16 protein-coding genes are annotated in these 17,142 nt (G+C 70.6%); 6 read left to right on the top strand and 10 right to left on the bottom strand.

Annotated elements, in window-relative coordinates:
• Nucleotides 1-6: 6 nt before the first annotated feature.
• On the bottom strand, nucleotides 7-984 hold the full coding sequence (locus AC2H6A_RS03480) for a Bug family tripartite tricarboxylate transporter substrate binding protein (protein ID WP_484271743.1): 978 nt from the start codon (nucleotides 982-984) through the stop codon (nucleotides 7-9).
• Nucleotides 985-1,088: 104 nt separating this feature from the next.
• On the opposite strand from AC2H6A_RS03480, the gene AC2H6A_RS03475 reads away from it, so the two are divergent.
• Nucleotides 1,089-2,516, top strand: coding sequence for an amidase (locus AC2H6A_RS03475; protein WP_484271742.1), 1,428 nt, complete (start codon nucleotides 1,089-1,091; stop codon nucleotides 2,514-2,516).
• Between the two features lie 67 nt (nucleotides 2,517-2,583).
• On the opposite strand, the gene AC2H6A_RS03470 is transcribed toward AC2H6A_RS03475, so the two are convergent.
• The 6 genes from AC2H6A_RS03470 to AC2H6A_RS03445 form a co-directional block, all read right to left on the bottom strand.
• Entirely contained in the window at nucleotides 2,584-3,384 is an 801-nt protein-coding gene (locus AC2H6A_RS03470; protein ID WP_484271741.1) for an enoyl-CoA hydratase/isomerase family protein, read from the bottom strand.
• A gap of 7 nt (nucleotides 3,385-3,391) precedes the next feature.
• Complete coding sequence (locus AC2H6A_RS03465) at nucleotides 3,392-4,120, bottom strand: amino acid ABC transporter ATP-binding protein (protein WP_484271762.1); 729 nt, start codon at nucleotides 4,118-4,120, stop codon at nucleotides 3,392-3,394.
• 35 nt (nucleotides 4,121-4,155) lie between these two features.
• On the bottom strand, nucleotides 4,156-4,845 hold the full coding sequence (locus tag AC2H6A_RS03460; RefSeq protein WP_484271740.1) for an amino acid ABC transporter permease: 690 nt from the start codon (nucleotides 4,843-4,845) through the stop codon (nucleotides 4,156-4,158).
• The gene (locus AC2H6A_RS03455) at nucleotides 4,842-5,567 is read right to left on the bottom strand and encodes an amino acid ABC transporter permease (RefSeq protein ID WP_484271739.1); all 726 of its coding nucleotides are present in this window, start codon (nucleotides 5,565-5,567) and stop codon (nucleotides 4,842-4,844) included. Before AC2H6A_RS03455 ends, AC2H6A_RS03460 begins: the two co-directional genes overlap by 4 nt.
• An 89-nt stretch (nucleotides 5,568-5,656) precedes the next feature.
• A complete protein-coding gene (locus AC2H6A_RS03450; protein ID WP_484271738.1) occupies nucleotides 5,657-6,547 on the bottom strand; it encodes a transporter substrate-binding domain-containing protein in 891 nt (296 codons plus the stop codon).
• 79 nt (nucleotides 6,548-6,626) lie between these two features.
• Complete coding sequence (locus tag AC2H6A_RS03445) at nucleotides 6,627-8,330, bottom strand: AMP-binding protein (RefSeq protein ID WP_484271737.1); 1,704 nt, start codon at nucleotides 8,328-8,330, stop codon at nucleotides 6,627-6,629.
• A 185-nt stretch (nucleotides 8,331-8,515) separates the two neighbouring features.
• Here AC2H6A_RS03445 and AC2H6A_RS03440 point away from each other — a divergent pair, with 185 nt between their 5' ends.
• From AC2H6A_RS03440 to AC2H6A_RS03420, 5 genes are all read left to right on the top strand, one after another.
• Nucleotides 8,516-9,184: a flavin reductase family protein gene (locus AC2H6A_RS03440; RefSeq protein WP_484271736.1), complete on the top strand. Its 669-nt coding sequence runs from the start codon at nucleotides 8,516-8,518 to the stop codon at nucleotides 9,182-9,184.
• 8 nt (nucleotides 9,185-9,192) lie between these two features.
• The gene (locus tag AC2H6A_RS03435; RefSeq protein ID WP_484271735.1) at nucleotides 9,193-10,479 is read left to right on the top strand and encodes an NAD(P)/FAD-dependent oxidoreductase; all 1,287 of its coding nucleotides are present in this window, start codon (nucleotides 9,193-9,195) and stop codon (nucleotides 10,477-10,479) included.
• Between the two features lie 96 nt (nucleotides 10,480-10,575).
• Nucleotides 10,576-11,409 carry an enoyl-CoA hydratase-related protein gene (locus AC2H6A_RS03430; RefSeq protein ID WP_484271734.1) on the top strand — a complete coding sequence of 278 codons (834 nt, stop codon included), beginning with the start codon at nucleotides 10,576-10,578 and terminating at the stop codon, nucleotides 11,407-11,409.
• 42 nt (nucleotides 11,410-11,451) lie between these two features.
• The gene (locus tag AC2H6A_RS03425; RefSeq protein ID WP_484271733.1) at nucleotides 11,452-13,164 is read left to right on the top strand and encodes an MBL fold metallo-hydrolase; all 1,713 of its coding nucleotides are present in this window, start codon (nucleotides 11,452-11,454) and stop codon (nucleotides 13,162-13,164) included.
• A 135-nt stretch (nucleotides 13,165-13,299) separates the two neighbouring features.
• Nucleotides 13,300-14,316: a TRAP transporter substrate-binding protein gene (locus tag AC2H6A_RS03420; RefSeq protein WP_484271732.1), complete on the top strand. Its 1,017-nt coding sequence runs from the start codon at nucleotides 13,300-13,302 to the stop codon at nucleotides 14,314-14,316.
• Between the two features lie 50 nt (nucleotides 14,317-14,366).
• Here the strand turns inward: AC2H6A_RS03420 and AC2H6A_RS03415 are convergent, their stop codons facing one another.
• From AC2H6A_RS03415 to AC2H6A_RS03405, 3 genes are all read right to left on the bottom strand, one after another.
• Nucleotides 14,367-15,545 carry an MFS transporter gene (locus AC2H6A_RS03415; protein WP_484271731.1) on the bottom strand — a complete coding sequence of 393 codons (1,179 nt, stop codon included), beginning with the start codon at nucleotides 15,543-15,545 and terminating at the stop codon, nucleotides 14,367-14,369.
• A 31-nt stretch (nucleotides 15,546-15,576) separates the two neighbouring features.
• Nucleotides 15,577-16,539, bottom strand: coding sequence for a Bug family tripartite tricarboxylate transporter substrate binding protein (locus tag AC2H6A_RS03410; RefSeq protein ID WP_484271730.1), 963 nt, complete (start codon nucleotides 16,537-16,539; stop codon nucleotides 15,577-15,579).
• A gap of 43 nt (nucleotides 16,540-16,582) precedes the next feature.
• On the bottom strand, nucleotides 16,583-17,142 hold a 560-nt coding region (locus AC2H6A_RS03405; protein WP_484271729.1), incomplete at its 5' end, for an acetyl-CoA hydrolase/transferase C-terminal domain-containing protein.

Here is a 17,142-nt window from a genome sequence, read left to right as displayed (position 1 = left end):
CGACGCTCAGTCCACCTTCGCGCCGCTCGCCTTCACCACCGGCTCGTAGCGCCGCAGCTCGCGTTCGATCAGCGCCGCAAACTGCGCCGGGCTGCCCGGCACCGGCTCGGCCATCAGCTGAGCGAACTTCGCCTGAATATCGGGCGCGCGCAGCGCCTCGCCGAACACCGCGTTCAGGCGGGTGATCACCTCGGGTGGCGTGCCCACCGGCGCGGTCAGCCCCCACCAGGTGTCGATCTCGAAGCCCGGATAGGTCTCGGCAATCGCCGGCACCTCGGGCAGCAGCGGCGTGCGCCGGGCCGTGGTCACCGCCAGCGCGCGGATGCGGCCGCCGCGCAGGTTGGGCGCGGCCGTGGCCAGGTTGTCGAGCGAGAAATCCACCTGCCCCGAGAGCAGCGCGAGCTGCGCCGGGCCGCCGCCGGCATAGGGAATGTGCACCGCGAAGAACCCGGCGCGCTGCTTGAAGAGCTCGCCGGCAAGGTGGCCGGCGCTGCCGTTGCCGCCGCTGGCGTAGTTCAGCCGGGCGGGATTGGCGCGGGCGTAGGCGACGAAATCGCGCAGGCTGGCGATGCGCAGGCGCTCGGCGGTCTCGGTGTTGATCACCAGCACATTCGGGATGCGCACCATCTGCACGATCGGTGCGAAATCGCGGATCGGGTCGTAGGGCAGCTTCGCGAACAGCCAGGGGTTGATCGCGTGCATCGCCACCGCCGCCACGCCGATGGTCTGCCCGTCGGGCGCGGCGCGAGCCACGGCCGCCACGCCGATGCCGCCGCCGGCGCCGGGCCGGTTCTCGACGATGACCGTGCCGAGCGACTCGCGCGCCTTGTCCACCAGCATGCGCACAGTGAGATCGATCGGCCCGCCGGCGGCAAAGGGCACGATCACCCTGAGCGTGCGCGCGCCCTGCGCGCTCGCGCTGGCGTGGCGGCCGGCGGCCAGCGCCGTGGCGCCCACCGAGATCAGTCGTCGGAATCGGTTCATGCCGGAGCTCCTGCGCAATAGCCGCGGATCATAGCCGAGGGTGCCCAGCGGCCTGCCGGCGCAGCATCGGGCACACTGGTGCCCACCCGCTCAGGAGACCCTTCATGCCCCAGCCTGCCACCCCCGTCGCGCCCCTGCATGCCTGGGACGCGGTCGATCTCGCCCACGGCATCCGCACCGGGCTGATCAGCAGCCGCGAGGCGGTGCAGGCCTGCCTCGATCGGATCGCCGCCGTCAATCCCGCGATCAACGCGGTGGTCGATGTGCTCGCCGATTCGGCGCTCGCGCAGGCCCGGGCGGCCGATCGCGCCGTGGCGGCAGGCGAAGCGCTCGGCCCGCTGCACGGGGTGCCGGTCACCGTCAAGGTCAATGTCGATCTTGCCGGCCGACCGACCACCAACGGCGTGGTCGCCTGGCGTGATCTGATCGCGCCGGCCGACAGCCCGGTGGTGGCCAACCTGCGCCGCGCCGGCGCCATCCCGGTGGGCCGCACCAACACCCCGGGCTTCTCGTTTCGCTGGTTCACCGAGAACGACCTGCACGGCCGCACGCTGAATCCCTGGTCGCCCGCTCACACCCCGGGCGGCTCCTCGGGCGGAGCCTCGGCGGCGCTGGCCGCCGGCATCGGCGCGATCGCCCACGGCAACGACATCGGCGGCTCCATCCGCTACCCCGCCTACTGCACCGGCACCTTCGGCCTGCGCCCCTCCTTCGGCCGCGTGCCGGCCTTCAATCCCAGCGCCAGCGCCGAGCGCCCGCTCAGTGCCCAGCTGATGTCGGTGCAGGGCCCGCTCACCCGCTCGGTACGCGACCTGCGGGTGGCGCTCGCGGCCATGGCCGCAGCCGACCTGCGCGACCCCTGGTGGGTGCCCGCACCGCTGGCCGGCGAGCCGGTGGCGCGGCCCATCCGCGTGGCGCTGAGCTTCGATGCCGCCGGCACGCCCGCGAGCCCGCCGGTGCGCGATGCCCTGCGCCGCGCGGCCGACGCGCTCGCGGCCGCCGGCTACGCGGTGGAAGAGCGCGATCCGCCCGGCATGGCGCAGGCAGCCGATCTCTGGAACCGCTTCGTGCACGGCGAGGCACGCCATCTGATGGCGCCGGCGGTGACCGCCCACGGCGATGCCGGCATCCGCCAGGCCTTCGCCTGGATGCTCGATCAGGCGCCGGAGCTGAGCGCGCTCGAGCTCATGCAGGCCGGCGCCGGCCGGGCCGCGCTGCTGCGATCGATGATGGGCTTCCTCGCCGAATACCCGCTGGCGCTCTACCCCGTGAGCGCCGAGCTGCCCTTCGAGCAGGGCCTGGACACCCGCAGCCGCGCCGACTTCGAGCGCATCTTCCGCGCGCAGGCGCCGCTCTTTCCGGCCGCCACCCTCGGCCTGCCCGCGCTCTCGGCGCCGGTGGGCATGGCGCAGGGCCTGCCGGTGGGCGTGCAGCTCATGGCCTCGCGCTTTCGCGAAGACCTGCTGCTCGATGCCGCCGAGGTGCTCGAGGCGCGTTTTCCGGGCGCGGGACCGATCGACCCGCGGGCCTGAGCCGAGCGCGGCCGCGCCGCGGACGGCCATGCGCCGGCGCGAGCCGCCGGCCGCGCGCCAGCGTGGGTCAGCGAAACACCGCCGGGCGCTTTTCCAGGAAGGCAGCCACGCCCTCGCGGGCGTTCTCGGTGAGGAACACCGCGCGCACCACCGCGTCTTCCACCGCCAGCCCGGCGTCGGTCACCTCGGGCCCGGCGGCGGCCACGCAGCGCCGGATGCCGGCGATGGCATCGGGGCTGAACCGGGTCACCTCGCGGCCGAGCGCGATGGCCTGATCGAGCACGGATTCGCCCGCGGGCACCACGCGATTGACCAGCCCCATGGCCAGGGCCTCGTCGGCCGGCACCGGGCGCCCGGTGAGCATGAGATCGAGGGCGCGCGAGGGCCCGACCAGCGCCGGCAGGAACTGCGTGCCGGCATAGGCCGGCAGCAGGCCGAGCTTGATCTCGGGCAGCGACACCCGGACATGGGCCGCGGCCACGCGCAGCGTGCAGGCCATGGCCAGCTCCAGCCCGCCGCCATAGGCCAGGCCATTGATCGCCGCCACGCTGACCACCGGCGATCGTGACAGCCGCACCAGCAGCTCGCGGGCCATGGCGCTCTTGTCGAGCCGGGCATCGGGCGGCATGGCCTGGGTCTCGGCCAGATCGGTGCCGGCGCAGAAGGCCTTCTCGCCCTCGCCGGTGATCACCAGCAGCCGCTGGCCGGCAGCGGCCATGTCGCGCAGGCAGGCATCGAGCGCCAGCAGGATCGGCCGGGTGATGGCATTGAGCTTGGCCGGGCGGGTGATGCGGAACACCACGCCGCCCTCGAAGGGCTCGAGGCGGCAGTGGCCCTCGTGGGCGGGCGCGGCGGGGGCGTCGGACATGGCGGACTCAGTGGCTGAGGATCTTGGAGAGGAACTCCTGGGCCCGCGGACCGCGCGGGGTCTCGAAGAACTCGGTCTTGGTGCAGTCCTCGACGATGCGGCCCTGGTCCATGAACACCACCCGGTCGGCCACCTTGCGGGCAAAGCCCATCTCGTGGGTGACCACCATCATGGTCATGCCCTCGCGGGCGAGCTCGACCATCACATCGAGCACCTCGTTGACCATCTCGGGGTCGAGCGCCGAGGTGGGCTCGTCGAAGAGCATCGCGATCGGGTCCATGGCCAGCGCGCGGGCGATCGCCACGCGCTGCTGCTGGCCACCCGAGAGCTGTCCCGGAAACTTGGCGGCATGCGCCGACAGCCCCACCCGCTCGAGCAGCTGGCTTCCCTTCTCGCGGGCCTGGTCGGGGCTGCGACCGAGCACCCGGGTCTGGCCCAGGGTGAGGTTCTCGGTGATCGAAAGGTGCGGAAAGAGCTCGAAGTGCTGAAACACCATGCCGATGCGCGAGCGCAGCTTGGGCAGATTGGTGCCGGGCGCGCCCACCGACACGCCATCGACCCGGATCTCGCCCTTCTGGAAGGGCTCGAGGGCATTGGCGCACTTGATGAGGGTGGACTTGCCCGAGCCGGAGGGCCCGCACACCACCACCACCTCGCCCTTGGCCACCTGGGTGGTGCAGTCGGTGAGCACCTGGAAGTCCCCGTACCACTTGCTGACCTGCTTGAACTCGATCATCGACATCGGCATTCCTCGGGCAAGGGGCGGCGCGCTCAGCGCACGATGGCGATGCGGGCCTGCAGCCGGCGCACCGCCGCCGACAGGGCCGAGCACAGCACGAAGTACACCACCGCCACGAACAGGTACATCTCGACCACCCGGCTGTCGCGCTGAGCCACCTTGCTGGCGGCGCCGACGAAGTCGGTGACATTGAGCAGCGACACCAGCGAGACATCCTGGAACAGGATGATGGTCTGGGTGAGCAGCACCGGCAGCATGTTGCGGAAGGCCTGCGGCAGCACGATCAGGCGCATGGCCTGCCAGTAGTCCAGCCCGATGGCATAGGCGGCGCCGACCTGGCCCTTGGGAATGCTCTGGATGCCGGCGCGCATGATCTCGCAGAAGTACGCCGCCTCGAACATGATGAAGGTGAAGTAGGCCGAGCGCTCGGCGCCGATGCTCGGGGGCCGGTCGGCCCCGGTGAGGGTCTGCAGCAGCACCGGCACCAGGAAGTAGAACCAGAAGATCACCAGCAGCAGCGGCACCGAGCGCATCAGGTTCACATAGCCCGCAGCCAGCATCGACAGCGGCCTGAACGACGAGAGCCGGGCCATGGCCAGCAGCGTGCCGAAGAGCACGCCGCCCAGCGCCGCGACCACCGTGAGCTGCACCGTGTACTGCAGGCCCTTGAGCAGGTAGGGCCAGCTGCGCGCCAGGATGTCGAACTCGAGGCCCTGCATCATCGCCCCGAGCCGATGTAGCCGGGCACCGCCACCCGGCGTTCCACCCAGGCCATCACCCGGTTGGCGGTCATGGCGATCACGACATAGACCAGCGTGGCCGCCGCGAAGGCCTCGAAATAGCGGAAGGTGAGCTCACCCATCTCGCGGGTTCGGAAGAACAGCTCGGTGAGGCCGATGGAATAGGCCACCGCGGTGTTCTTGATGAGGTTCATCGTCTCGGAGGTGAGCGGCGGGATGATGATCCGGTAGGCCATGGGCAGCAGCACATGGCGATAGGTCTGCGCCTCCGTCAGGCCGATGGCATAGGCCGCAGCGCGCTGGCCGCGCGGCAGCGACTGAATGCCCGAGCGAACCTGCTCGCTGATGCGCGCGGCGGTGAACAGGCCCAGGCAGACCACCGCGGTGACGAACTGGTGCTCGGTGGGGTCGAGGCTGGTGACCCAGCGCTTCACCGAGGGCACCAGCCCCGGCAGCACGAAGTACCAGATGAAGAACTGGACGATCAGCGGGATGTTGCGAAACAGCTCGACATAGGCATTGCCCAGCCGCACCAGCCAGGGCCGACCGGTGGTGCGCAGCACGCCGAGCACCGAGCCGAGAAAGAAGGCGATGATCGCCGCGAACAGCGCGGTGGACAGCGTGAAGGTGAGCCCGCCGGCGAGGGATTCCCACCAGAGGCTATCGCCGTCGGCGTTGGGCTCGAAGAAGATGCCGAGGTTCATGCGCGGGCCCCTGGGAGAAGGCCCGGCTCAGGCGCCGGGCCGGGGACACGCTCGCCGCGCCCGCTCGGCGCGGCGCGCGGGACGACGGCTCAGACGCCCTTGTCGTTGGGATTGCGGAAGGCGTCCTTCAGCGGCGGGGTCTGCTGGAAGTTCAGGTTCACGCCCTTGGGGGGCACCGGGCTCGTGAACCACTTGGCGTAGATCTTCTCGATCTCGCCGGACTTCATCACGCCGGAGATGGTCTTGTCGATCAGCGCCTTGAACTGCGGGTCGTCCTTGCGCAGCATCATGCTGTAGGGCTCCTGGCGCAGCGACTCGCCCAGGATCTTGAAGTCGGCCGGCGACTTGGCGTTGGCGATCTGCCCGGCGAGCAGGATGTCGTCCATCACGAAGGCCGAGACCCGGTCTTCCACCAGCAGCAGGAAGGACTCGGCGTGATCCTTGCCGTAGATCTCCTTCACATCGATGCTCTTGGTCTTCTCGTAGGCCTTGAGCAGCGGCACAGCGGTGGTGCCCGAGGTGGTGGAGATGTTCTTGCCGTTGAGGTCGGTGAGGCTGTTCACGCCCGAGGTCTTCTTCACCGCGGCGGTCACGTTGATCACGAAGTAGGTGGGGCCGAAGGCCACCTGCTGCTGGCGCTGCACCGAGTTGGTGGTGGAGCCGCACTCGAGGTCGATGGTGCCGTTCTGCAGCAGCGGGATGCGGTTGCTGGAGGTGACCGGCTGCAGCGCGATCTTGAGATTGGGCAGCTTGAGCTCGGCCTTGACCGCATCGACCACCTTCATGCAGAGGTCCATCGCGTAGCCGATGGGCTGCTGCTTGTCGTCGAGGTAGGAGAACGGGATGGAGGACTCGCGGTGGCCGATGGTGATGGTGCCGGTCTCCTTGATCTTCTTCAGGGTGCCGGCGAGATCCTGGGCCGAGACCGAGGCCGAGACGAACAGCGCGGCGATGCCCGCGATCAGCGAAACGGTTTTCATGGGGTGACTCCTCAAAGAAGCGGCGATTATAGGTGGGCGCACCGCGGCCCGGGAAAAGCCCGCGGCACGAGCAAGGCACTCAGCGGACAGATTCCTCGAGAAACTCGGCCGCAGTGCGCGCGCCCTGCGCCGGCCGGGCCTTTTCCTGGCCGCGCAGTTCCACCCGGCGGATCTTGCCCGAGATGGTCTTGGGCAGGTCGCTGAACTCGATGCGCCGCACCAGCTTGTACCCTGACACCCGGCCGCGCATGAAGCGGAAGATGTCGGCGGCGGTGGCGGCATCGGGCTGGTGGCCCGGCGCGAGGATGACATAGGCCTTGGGCACGAAGCCGCGCAGCGCATCGGGCGAGGGCACCACCGCCGCCTCGGCCACAGCCGGGTGCTCGATCAGCGCGCTCTCGAGCTCGAAGGGGCTGATCCGGTAGCCCGAGGCCTTGAAGACGTCGTCAGCCCGGCCGACGTAGGTGATGTAGCCCTCGGCATCGCGCATGCCGACATCACCGGTGTGGTAGTAGCCGTCGCGCATGCACTCGGCGGTCTTCTCGGGGTCGTCGGCATAGCCGGTCATCAGGGCGAGCGGACGCCGCGACAGGTCGATGCAGATCTCGCCCTCGTCGCCGGGCACGCCATCGGGGTCGAGCAGCACGATCGGATAGCCGGGCAGCGGCCGGCCCATCGAACCGGGCTTGAGGGGGGCCCCCGGCGGATTGCCGATCTGCGCGGTGCTCTCGGTCTGGCCGAAGCCATCGCGGATGACGATGTTCCAGGCCGCCCGCACCTGCTCGATGACCTCGGGATTGAGCGGCTCGCCGGCCGAGATCAGCTCGCGCAGCTTCACCGGCCAGGCCTTGAGGTCTTCCTGGATGAGCATGCGCCAGACCGTGGGCGGCGCACACAGGGTGTTCACGCCGTGCTCGACCAGCGTGCCCAGGATGGCCGGGCCATTGAAGCGGCTGTAGTTGTAGATGAACACGCAGGCCTGGGCATTGAAGGGCGCGAAGAAGCAGCTCCAGGCATGCTTGGCCCAGCCCGGCGAGCTGATGGTCCAGTGCACATCGCCCTTCTTCAGGCCCAGCCAGTACATGGTGGACAGGTGGCCCACCGGGTAGCTCACCTGGGTGTGCTGGACGAGCTTGGGGCGCGCGGTGGTGCCCGAGGTGAAGTACTCGAGCAGCGGATCGGCGGCCAGCGTGGAATCGGGCGCCTCGAAGGCGGTTGGCGAGGCCCGCGAGCCCCAGTAGTCGATCCAGCCCGGCGGCAGGCCGGCGCTGCCCGCCGACACGCAGATCAGGCTGCGGCCGGTGGTGTCGGCAGCGGGGAGCTCCTGGAACTTGGCCATGCCCGCGGCGTTGGTGATCACATGCCGGACATTGCCGCGGCGCAGCCGGTCGGCGAGATCATCGCCCGAGAGCAGCGTGGTGGCCGGGATCAGCACCGCACCGAACTTGATCGCCGCCAGCATGGTCTCCCACAGCGGCACCTCGTTGCCGATCATCAGCAGGATGCGGTCGCCGCGTCGCGCGCCCAGACCGATCAGGAAGTTGGCCACCTGGTTGGAGCGGGCCGAGAGCTCGGCATAGCTCAGCCGCGACTGGGCGCCCGACTCCTCGACGATGTGCAGCGCCGGCGCGGGGTTGTCGCGCGCCATTGCGTCGAAGTAGTCGATCGCCCAGTTGAAGCGGTCGAGCTGCGGCCACTCGAAGCCGGCCGTCGCGGCGGCCAGGTCGGTGCGGTTGGCCAGGAGGTGATCCCGGCAGGCGAGGAAGCGGTCGAGTTCGCGCAAGAAGGTTCTCCGGTGGGTCGGCCCCGGCCTGCCGGCATGGCCAGCCGGAACCGGCCGGTGCCGTGACGGTTCCGGGCGCCATTCTATGCGTCCGATCCGATCCCGATAATGGTCGACCGGCGCCGACCTCGTCGGCCATCCTGCGGTAGTGTCCGGCTATCCCGAACCGGCTCCCCGAGGACTCCATGCACTACGACACCGCCACCGGCCGCCACGGTCTCAAATTCGATCCCTTCAAGGCGCTGGCCGTACCCCGGCCGATCGGCTGGATCGGCACCCTGGGCGCCGACGGCCAGCCCAATCTCGCGCCCTACAGCTTCTTCAATGCGGTCAGCGACCGTCCGCCCGTGGTCATGTTCTCCTCGGGCGGCCACAAGGACAGCCTGCGCAACATCCTCGCCAACGGCGAATTCACCTGCTCGCTGTCCACCCTCGACCTGCGCGACCAGATGAACATGAGCTCGGCCACCGTGGCGCCCGGGGTCGACGAGTTCGCCCTGGCCGGCCTCACCGCCACGCCCGGGGTCACGGTACGCGCCCCCCGGGTGGGCGAGAGCCCCGCGGCCTTCGAGTGCAGGCTCTGGAAGACCCTCGACATGCCGGCCCCGCCCGACGGCAAGGGCGTCACCTACACCGTGGTCTTCGGGCTGGTCACCGGCATCTACATCGATGACGCCTTCATCCGCGACGGCATCGTCGACACCCCGGCCATGAAGCCGCTCGCCCGCCTGGGCTACATGGACTACTCGGTGCTCTCGCCCGAGACGGTGTTCTCGCTCAACCGCCCCACCGTGGCTGCCGACGGGCGCTCCGCCTCGGTGGTGCCGGGCCCCTGGGACGGCGTCTACCGCTGAGCGTCACCGTGAGCGCGCCGTCGCCCCGAGCAGGCCCGGTCAACATCGTCGGCGCCGGCATCGTCGGGCTGTCGGTGGCCTGGGCGCTGGTCTGCCGGGGCCGCAGGGTACGGGTCTTCGACGCCCAGCCGCCCGGCGCGGGCGCCTCGTTCGGCAACTCGGGCTCGCTCTCCAGCGGCTCGGTGGTGCCGCTGGCGGTGCCCGGCGCCGCCCGCGCCGGGCTGAAGATGCTCACCAGCGCCGATGCGCCGCTGGTGGTGCGCCGGCGCTACCTGCTGCGCGCGCTGCCCTGGCTGCGGCAGTTCGTGCGGGTGTCCGACGAGGCCACGGTGCGGCAGGTGGCCGATGCACTGCTCACCATCCTCTCGCCCACCCTGCCGGCCTGGGAGGCAGTGCTCTCGGCCATCGACGCACGCGACCTGCTGGCGCACACCGGCCAGCTGCATGTCTACGCCTCGCGCCAGGCGCTGGCGGCGGACGGCTTTGCCTGGCGGCTGCGGGCCGACCTCGGCGTGCGCGCCGAGGCGCTCGATCGCGACGGCCTGCTGGCCCGCCAGCCCGGCCTGGGCCCGGCCTACACCGACGGCATGTTCCTGCCCGAAGCGGCGGCGATCACCGATCCGCACGGCCTGTGCCTGCGGCTTGCGCAGGCCCTGCGGCACCACGGCACCGAGTTCATCCAGGCGCCGGTCGATGCGCTGCGGGCCGACGGCGGCCTGCAGGCCGCCGGCCGGACCTATCCGGCGCAGGCCTGCGTGCTGGCAGCGGGAGCCTGGTCGACGGATCTGCTGCGGCCGCTGGGCCTGCGCGTGCCCCTGGAGAGCCAGCGCGGCTACCACCTGCAGCGCAGCAGCCTGGAGGTCGCACCCGGCGAGCCGCTGCGCGGCCCGGTGGTCACCGGCGACACCAAGGTCTTCATCGTGCCGATGCGCGCCGGCGTGCGCTGCGGCGGCACCGTGGAATTCGCCGGTCTGCGGGCCGACCCCGGCGAGCGCCGCTTCGCGCTGCTGCAGGCCAGCTTCGAGCGTGCCTTCCCGCAGGCGGGTGAGGCGGGCACGACCGGCCAGACCCGCTGGATGGGCCATCGGCCCTGCCTGCCCGACACGCTGCCGGTGCTCGGCCCACTGCCGGGGCTGCCGGCGCTGTGGGCCGCCTTCGGCCATGGCCATCTCGGGCTGACCATGTCGGCGGTCACCGGGCAGTGGCTGGCTGACGCGCTGTGCAGCAGGCCCGTCCCCGAGCTGGCCCGATTCGGCATCACGCGTCCCAGCCTGGGCGCGCGACAGGCGGCCTGAGACCGTCGCCCGCTCGGCCGCGCCGACCCGACCGCTCCCGCCCCTCCCCGTCCCATGCATCCGGCCTACCCCGACAACCCGACCGCAGGAGCGCTCATGAGCACGACCACGCAGGCCCTCGTCATCGACACCGGCACCGACCAGCTGCTGTGCGAGATCCGCGACGCGGTCGCGCTGATCACCCTGAACCGGCCGCAGGCCCGCAACGCCCTGTCCGACCAGCTCACGCCGGCGCTGCGGCGCATGATCCGCGCGTGCGGCGACGATCCACGGGTGGGCGCGCTGCTGATCACCGGCGCGGGCACCGCGTTCTGCGCCGGGGGCGATGTCAAGGGCATGGGCGACAACAGCAACCGCAAGGACTGGTCGCCGCAGGCCCGCATCAGCGATCTGGTCGAGCGCCAGCGCCTGCTCACCGGCGCGCTGATGGCGGTGCGCAAGCCCACGCTCGCGGCGCTGCCGGGCGCAGCGGCCGGCGCGGGCCTGGCCATCGCGCTGGCCTGCGACATCCGCATCGCGGCAGCCTCGGCCTTCGTGAGCGCCGGCTACTCCCGCATCGGGCTGTCGGGCGACTACGGGGTGGCCTGGCTGCTCACCCGCGCCGTGGGCTCGCCGATCGCGCGCGAGATGATGTTCACCTCCGAGCGGGTGGACGCCGCCCGCGCCGAGCGCATCGGCCTGTTCAACCGGGTGGTGCCCGACGCGCAGCTGCAGGACGAGGCCTTCGCGCTCGCCCGCGCCATGGCCCGCGGACCGGGGCTGGCCCTGGCCCACATGAAGGACAACCTCGACGAGGCCCTGCACATCGACTTCGACGCCGCCCTGCGGCACGAGGCGCGGCGCCTGGTCGAGTGTTCGCAGACCGACGACCACCGCGAGGCGGTGCGCGCCTTCGTCGAGAAGCGCCCGCCCGTGTTCGGCGGTCGCTGAGCCTGCGCCCCATCCCAACGCCAACCCCTGCCTGACCCGACCATGACCGTCTCCACTCATCCGAACGCCGGCGGCAGCGCCGATGCCGCCCCCGCCACCATCGCGCCACTGCGCAACGCCGCCACGCTGGTGGTGATGCGCGACGCGCCCCAGGGCCTGGAGGTGCTGCTGCTGCGCCGCGCCGAACGCGGCGACCACAGCAGCGGCGCATGGGTGTTTCCCGGCGGCGTGCTCGACGCCGCCGACCGGGGCGGGCACGGCCATTGCCACGGCCTCGATGACGCTGCCGCCAGCAACGACATGGGCCTGTCCGAAGGCGGGCTCGACTACTATGTGGCGGCCATCCGCGAGTGCTTCGAGGAGTCGGGTCTGCTGCTCGCCTGCGAGCCCGACGGATCGCTGGTCCGCCTGGAGGGCGAGCGCGGCGAGGCCATCCTGGCCTGGCGTCAGCGCCTGCACCGCGGCGAGACCACCCTGGCCGGGCTGTGCGAGCACTTCGGGCTGCGGCTGGCCACCCGGCACCTCGCCTACTACGCGCGCTGGGTCACCCCGGCCATCCGCGTCAAGCGCTGGGACACCCGCTTCTTCTTCGCGATCGCGCCGCAGGCCCAGGAATCGGCGCACGACGCCGTCGAGCTCGTGGAGCAGCTCTGGCTGCCGCCGGCCGAGGCGGTGGCACGCAGCGACTCGCTCAAGCTGCTCGGCCCCACCCGGGTCACGCTCGAGACACTGGCCCGCTTCAGCCGCGCGCAGGAGGTGCTCGACCACGCCCGCGTGCCGCGCACCGTGGCGCTGCCGGCGCCGCGGATCGCCGATGGCCCGCAGGGCATGATGCCGGTGGCCGCCGACCATCCCGCCTGGGCCGAGGTCGGCCGCCTCGACCCGCCCGGCCACGGCAGCGCCCGCTATGCGATCGAGCCGGGCCTGGCGGTGCGTCTCTCGGCGCGGGTGATCCGGGTGACCGCGCCCAACCCCGGCATGATGACCGGACCCGGCACCAACACCTACCTGGTGGGCGGCGGGCCGGCCAACCGGTGGGCGGTGATCGATCCGGGTCCGTCGCTGGGCGTGCACCTCGAGGCCGTGATGGCCGCCGCCCCGGGCCCGATCAGCCAGATCCTGGTCACCCATACCCATCCCGACCACTCCCCCGGCGCCGTGGAACTGGCTGCGCGCACCGGCGCGCCGGTGCTCGGCCGCATCGCCGATCACGCCGGCAACCAGGACCCGACCTTCTCACCCACCCGTCAGCCGGTGCATGGCGAGCGCCTGAGCATCGACGAGGGGGTCAGCCTGCGCGTGCTGCACACGCCGGGGCACGCCTCCAACCATCTCTGCTTCCTGCTCGAGGAGGAAGCCACGCTGTTCACCGGCGATCACCTCATGGGCGCATCCACGGTGGTGATCGGCCCGCCCGATGGCGACATGAGTGCCTACCTGGCATCGCTGCGCGCCCTGGTGCCGCTCGCGCTCGACTGGCTGGCACCGGGCCACGGCTTTCTGATGGCCGAGCCGCGCCGGGTGATCGAAGGCGTGATCCGCCACCGGCTGGCGCGCGAGGCCAAGGTGATGCAGGCCCTGACCGAGCTCGGTCCGGCCACCGCCGCCGACCTGCTCGCCCGGGTCTACGACGATGTGCGCCCCGCGCTGCATCCGGTGGCGCTGCGCTCGCTCACGGCGCATCTGATCAAGCTGCGCCGTGACGGCCGCGCGGCGCTCGAGGGCGAGGGCTGGCGTGCGCTGGATGCAGCCTGAAACAGCCGGATCTTCCGGTTTCCGTAACCGCATGACCATGCCCCGGCCGGGGCATTGGCCTGCGCCCGACAGTCGAGCAATACTCTTGGCGGCAGGACGGGCCGTCACGACCGTCTGACAACAACAGGAGACCTCATGAAAACATCCCTCAGGAAGTTCCTCACGGCCGCCGGCTTCTCGCTGCTGGCCGCTGGCATCAGCACCCCGGCTTCGGCGCAGGAGGTCTGGAAACTCGGCACGGCCGCCATGCAAGGCACCGTGCTCTACGACATCGTCATGAAGTTCATCAACGACTTCAACGCGGTGGCCGGCAATGAGCTGAAACTCGAGTACCAGCATGTCGGCAACGAGCAGGAAATGCACCAGCAGGTGGTGCGCGGCCGCCTGCAGGCCGGTGCCTCGTCGTTTGCCGGCGGCGCCATCACCGTGCCCGAAGGCGCGGTCTTCAACGCCCCCTACATCTGGAAGAACGACGAGGAGCGCGCCTGGGTCACCGACAACCACGGCGTACCAGTCATGAAGAAGCTCTACGCCGAGAAGGGCCTGGAGCTGATCCTCGTGGCCGATGTGGGCTGGAACGACATGGTCTGCAAGACCGCCTGCCTGACCCCGGAGAGCATGAAGGGCCAGAAGATGCGGGTCTCGCCCTCGCCGGCCTCGCGCATCGTGTTCAAGCAGCTCGGCGCCAATGGCGTGCAGATGCCGCTCACCGAAGCCTGGCCCGGCCTGCAGAGCGGCCTGGTGGTGGGCGCAGACCTGCCCTTCCTGTTCTATGTCACCACGCCGGCCGCGCAGAGCGCGCCTCACTACGTGATGACCCGGCACTACCACCACCCCTCCACCTTCATCGTCAACAAGGCCCTCTTCGATGGTCTGAAGCCGGCCCTGCGCGAGAAGATGCTCAAGGCCCTGCCGGATGTGGCATGGGCCCGCAAGCAGGTGGCCGATACCGAGAAGCCCAAGATGAAGGAATTCGTCGCCAAGGGCGGTTTCGTGCACGAGCTCACGGCCGAGCAGCGTGAAGCCTGGGCCAAGGTCATCCGCCCGGGCCAGGCCGAGCTGGTGCAGGCCATCGGCGGCAAGGCGCAGACCGTCTATGACGCCCTGACGGAAGGCAAGAAGGTCTGGGCTGCCAAGCACGAGAAGAAGTGATCGACGGCGTGCCGCATGGCCGCGTGATCGCGGGCCATGCGGTCGCCTGATCAGCGGGGCGGCGCAGCCGCCACGCGCGGCAGGCCGAAGGCCAGCCAGGCACCCAGGATGTTGCCCAGCGCGGCGATCATCACCGCCACGCCGTAGCCCTGGGTGCGGTCGTAGATCCAGCCTGCCAGCACCGGCAGGCTGATCGCGGCGATGCACCAGGCGATGTAGAGCTGCCCCGCCACGCGCCCAAACGCATTGCGGCTCCAGTAGCGCGCGATCGCCCCGGCGGTGATCCCCGAGATGAACCCGTAGCCCATGCCGATCATCACCAGGCAGGGCACTGCCATGAGCGGGCCCGGCCAGAGGCTGAGCATGACCGCGCCGGTGAGCGAGAACAGATGGGCGCCGGCGGCCACATGCGGCACGGCGAAGCGGTCGATCAGCCAGCCGCCGCCGATGCGCGCACTGGCGATGAAGCCGGTGATCACCGAGGTGGCACCCAGCGCCATGGCGGTCTGTCCTCCATAGGCCTGGATGATGCCCGCGGCCTGGCTCATCACCGTGAGCCCGGCGGCCGCGGCCAGAAAGAACACTGCGAACAGTCGAAAGAACAGTGGCCTGCGCGGATCGACCGGCCCGGCCGCGTGGGCCGTCTCGTCCTGCATGCGGATGTCGGCCACGCCCAGCAGCAGCGCGGTCAGCAGGCAGCACAGCAGCACCGCTAACGCAAGGCCATAGAGGGTTGGACGCAGGCCCCAGGTCTGGATCGCCCAGCCGAAGAGCGGCGCACCGATCATCGCGCCCAGGGGATAGAGCCCGATCACATAGCCGTTGACGAGGCCGGTATGGCTGCGGACCGTCTGGTTCACGCCCTGCTGCACCAGGATGAAGCCCACGCCGCCGCCGATGCCGAAGAGCAGACCGTAGCCGAGCATGAGTTCGAGAAAACCGCTGGCCCCGGCCGTGAGCGCCAGGCCCAGGCCGCTGAGGATGCCGCCACCCACCGTGAGCGGCACCGGCCGCACCCGCCGGTACAGCCAGGGTCCCAGGTTCATGCCGAGGGTCAGGCTGCAGGCGGCCAGTCCGAAGATGAAGGTCATCTGCGCCCGGCTGATGCCGAGCATGGCCTCCATCGGCTTCAGGAAGACGCTGAAGGCGTAGATGGTCCCGAAGGGCAGGTTCATCGCCGTGGCCGCGGCGATGGCCGCGGCCGGGCGGAACCGGGGCGACAGACTCATGCCCGCCCCGCAGCAGCGGGCCTGACCGAGGTCATTCCGGCTGGATGCCGGCGTCGCGAATGCTCTTGCCCCAGGCCGCGTGCTGCTCGACCGTGAAGCGGCGGAAATCCTCGAGCGACATCGGGGCCGGCTCCAGTCCGAGGCCCATCATGCGCTCGCGCACCGCGGGCGTGGCCAGCACCTTGTTGATCGCGGCATTGAGGGTCTGCACGATGGCCGACGGCATGCCGGCCGGCCCGATCATGCCCCCCCACACCGTGAAGGTGAATCCGGGCACGGTCTCGCCCACCGGCGGCAGCTCGGGCAGCATCGCCGAGCGGGTGTCGGACTGCACACCGATCAGCTTGAGCTTGCCGGCCTTGATGAAGCTCTGCGCGGCAGCCCAGTCGACGAACATGAACTCCACCTGCCCCACCGCGATGTCGGTCATGGCCGGCGGGGTGCTCTTGTAGGGCACCGGCTGGGCATCCATGCGGCCGTACTTGACGAAGTGCGCGCCGGCAACCTGCCCGGTGGAGTTGCCGAAGCCGTAGGAGAACTTGCCGGGATTGGCCCGCACATGGGCCACCAGTTCCTGCGGGGTGCGGATCGGGGAATCGGCCTTGACGGCCAGCGCGAACAGGAAGTGGTTGACCCGGGCGATCGGCGTGAAATCCTTCAGCGGGTCGTAGCGCAGCTTCTTGAACAGGTGCGGATTGGCCGAATGGGCCGTGTTGGTGGTCATCATCAGCGTGTAGCCATCGGGCTCGGCCTTGGCCGCGGCCTCGGCGGCGATCTGACTGGAGGCACCAGGCTTGTTGTCGATGACGAAGGGCTGACCGAGGCTCTTCTGCAGTTCCTCGGTGATCAGCCGGGTGAGGATGTCGGTGCCGCTGCCCACGGCAAAGGGCACGATCACGCGGATCGGGCGCGAGGGATAGGCCTGAGCCGCGGCGCTGCCGGTGGTCAGCGCCAGCACGCAGGCGGCAAGGGCGGGAAGAAGGCGGAATTTCATGCGGGTGTCTCCTGGAAGGCGCCGGAACATGGGCGCCAGCCCGTCATTGTGCGCGATTCCAGCTCGCCGGCTCGGCCAGCGCCCGTGCCAGCGGCTCGCGCCAGGCCGGCGATGCGATCGCGATCAGTCGCCGCGCGCGCTCGGCGAGCGTGGCATGGCGCAGGTCGGCCACGCCATGCTCGGTGACCACCAGATCGACATCGCTGCGGGTGACGGTGACCGTGCCGCCGGCCAGCGTGGGCACGATGCGGCTGCGTCGCCCGCCCTGCGCGTCGGCGGGCAGCACGATCACCGAGCGGCCACCAGCGCTGCGGCGCGCGGCGCGGGCGAAATCGTTGGCGCCGCCCACGCCGCCGCGTGGCAGGCCGTCGAGCGACTCTGCATTGACCTGGCCGCTGAGATCGACCTCGAGCGCGGAGTTGATCGCGAAGAAACGGTCGATGGCGGCGAGCACCCGCGGCCCGTGGGTGTAGGCGCCACGGGCCAGACGAAGCGCGGGATTGCGGTGCGCCCAGCGGTGCAGCCGCGTCGTGCCGCAGATGATGTTGCTGACGGTGATGCCAGGGTCGATCGTCTTGAAGGCATTGGTGACCGCGCCAGCCT

The sequence above is a fragment of the Quisquiliibacterium sp. genome (assembly GCF_982640115.1).
Note: the sequence above shows the minus strand (reverse complement) of the source record. Positions and strands in the feature narration are given on the sequence as shown.

Excerpts from the sequence above, each read along its gene's own strand:
- AC2H6A_RS03465 (WP_484271762.1), bottom strand. The coding sequence starts at position 4,120 with ATGATCGAGTTCAAGCAGGTCAGCAAGTGGTACGGGGACTTCCAGGTG.
- AC2H6A_RS03460 (WP_484271740.1), bottom strand. The coding sequence starts at position 4,845 with ATGATGCAGGGCCTCGAGTTCGACATCCTGGCGCGCAGCTGGCCCTAC.
- AC2H6A_RS03410 (WP_484271730.1), bottom strand. The coding sequence starts at position 16,539 with ATGAAATTCCGCCTTCTTCCCGCCCTTGCCGCCTGCGTGCTGGCGCTG.
- AC2H6A_RS03430 (WP_484271734.1), top strand. The coding sequence starts at position 10,576 with ATGAGCACGACCACGCAGGCCCTCGTCATCGACACCGGCACCGACCAG.
- AC2H6A_RS03455 (WP_484271739.1), bottom strand. The coding sequence starts at position 5,567 with ATGAACCTCGGCATCTTCTTCGAGCCCAACGCCGACGGCGATAGCCTC.
- AC2H6A_RS03440 (WP_484271736.1), top strand. The coding sequence starts at position 8,516 with ATGCACTACGACACCGCCACCGGCCGCCACGGTCTCAAATTCGATCCC.
- AC2H6A_RS03475 (WP_484271742.1), top strand. The coding sequence starts at position 1,089 with ATGCCCCAGCCTGCCACCCCCGTCGCGCCCCTGCATGCCTGGGACGCG.
- AC2H6A_RS03470 (WP_484271741.1), bottom strand. The coding sequence starts at position 3,384 with ATGTCCGACGCCCCCGCCGCGCCCGCCCACGAGGGCCACTGCCGCCTC.
- AC2H6A_RS03425 (WP_484271733.1), top strand. The coding sequence starts at position 11,452 with ATGACCGTCTCCACTCATCCGAACGCCGGCGGCAGCGCCGATGCCGCC.
- AC2H6A_RS03415 (WP_484271731.1), bottom strand. The coding sequence starts at position 15,545 with ATGAGTCTGTCGCCCCGGTTCCGCCCGGCCGCGGCCATCGCCGCGGCC.
- AC2H6A_RS03480 (WP_484271743.1), bottom strand. The coding sequence starts at position 984 with ATGAACCGATTCCGACGACTGATCTCGGTGGGCGCCACGGCGCTGGCC.
- AC2H6A_RS03450 (WP_484271738.1), bottom strand. The coding sequence starts at position 6,547 with ATGAAAACCGTTTCGCTGATCGCGGGCATCGCCGCGCTGTTCGTCTCG.
- AC2H6A_RS03420 (WP_484271732.1), top strand. The coding sequence starts at position 13,300 with ATGAAAACATCCCTCAGGAAGTTCCTCACGGCCGCCGGCTTCTCGCTG.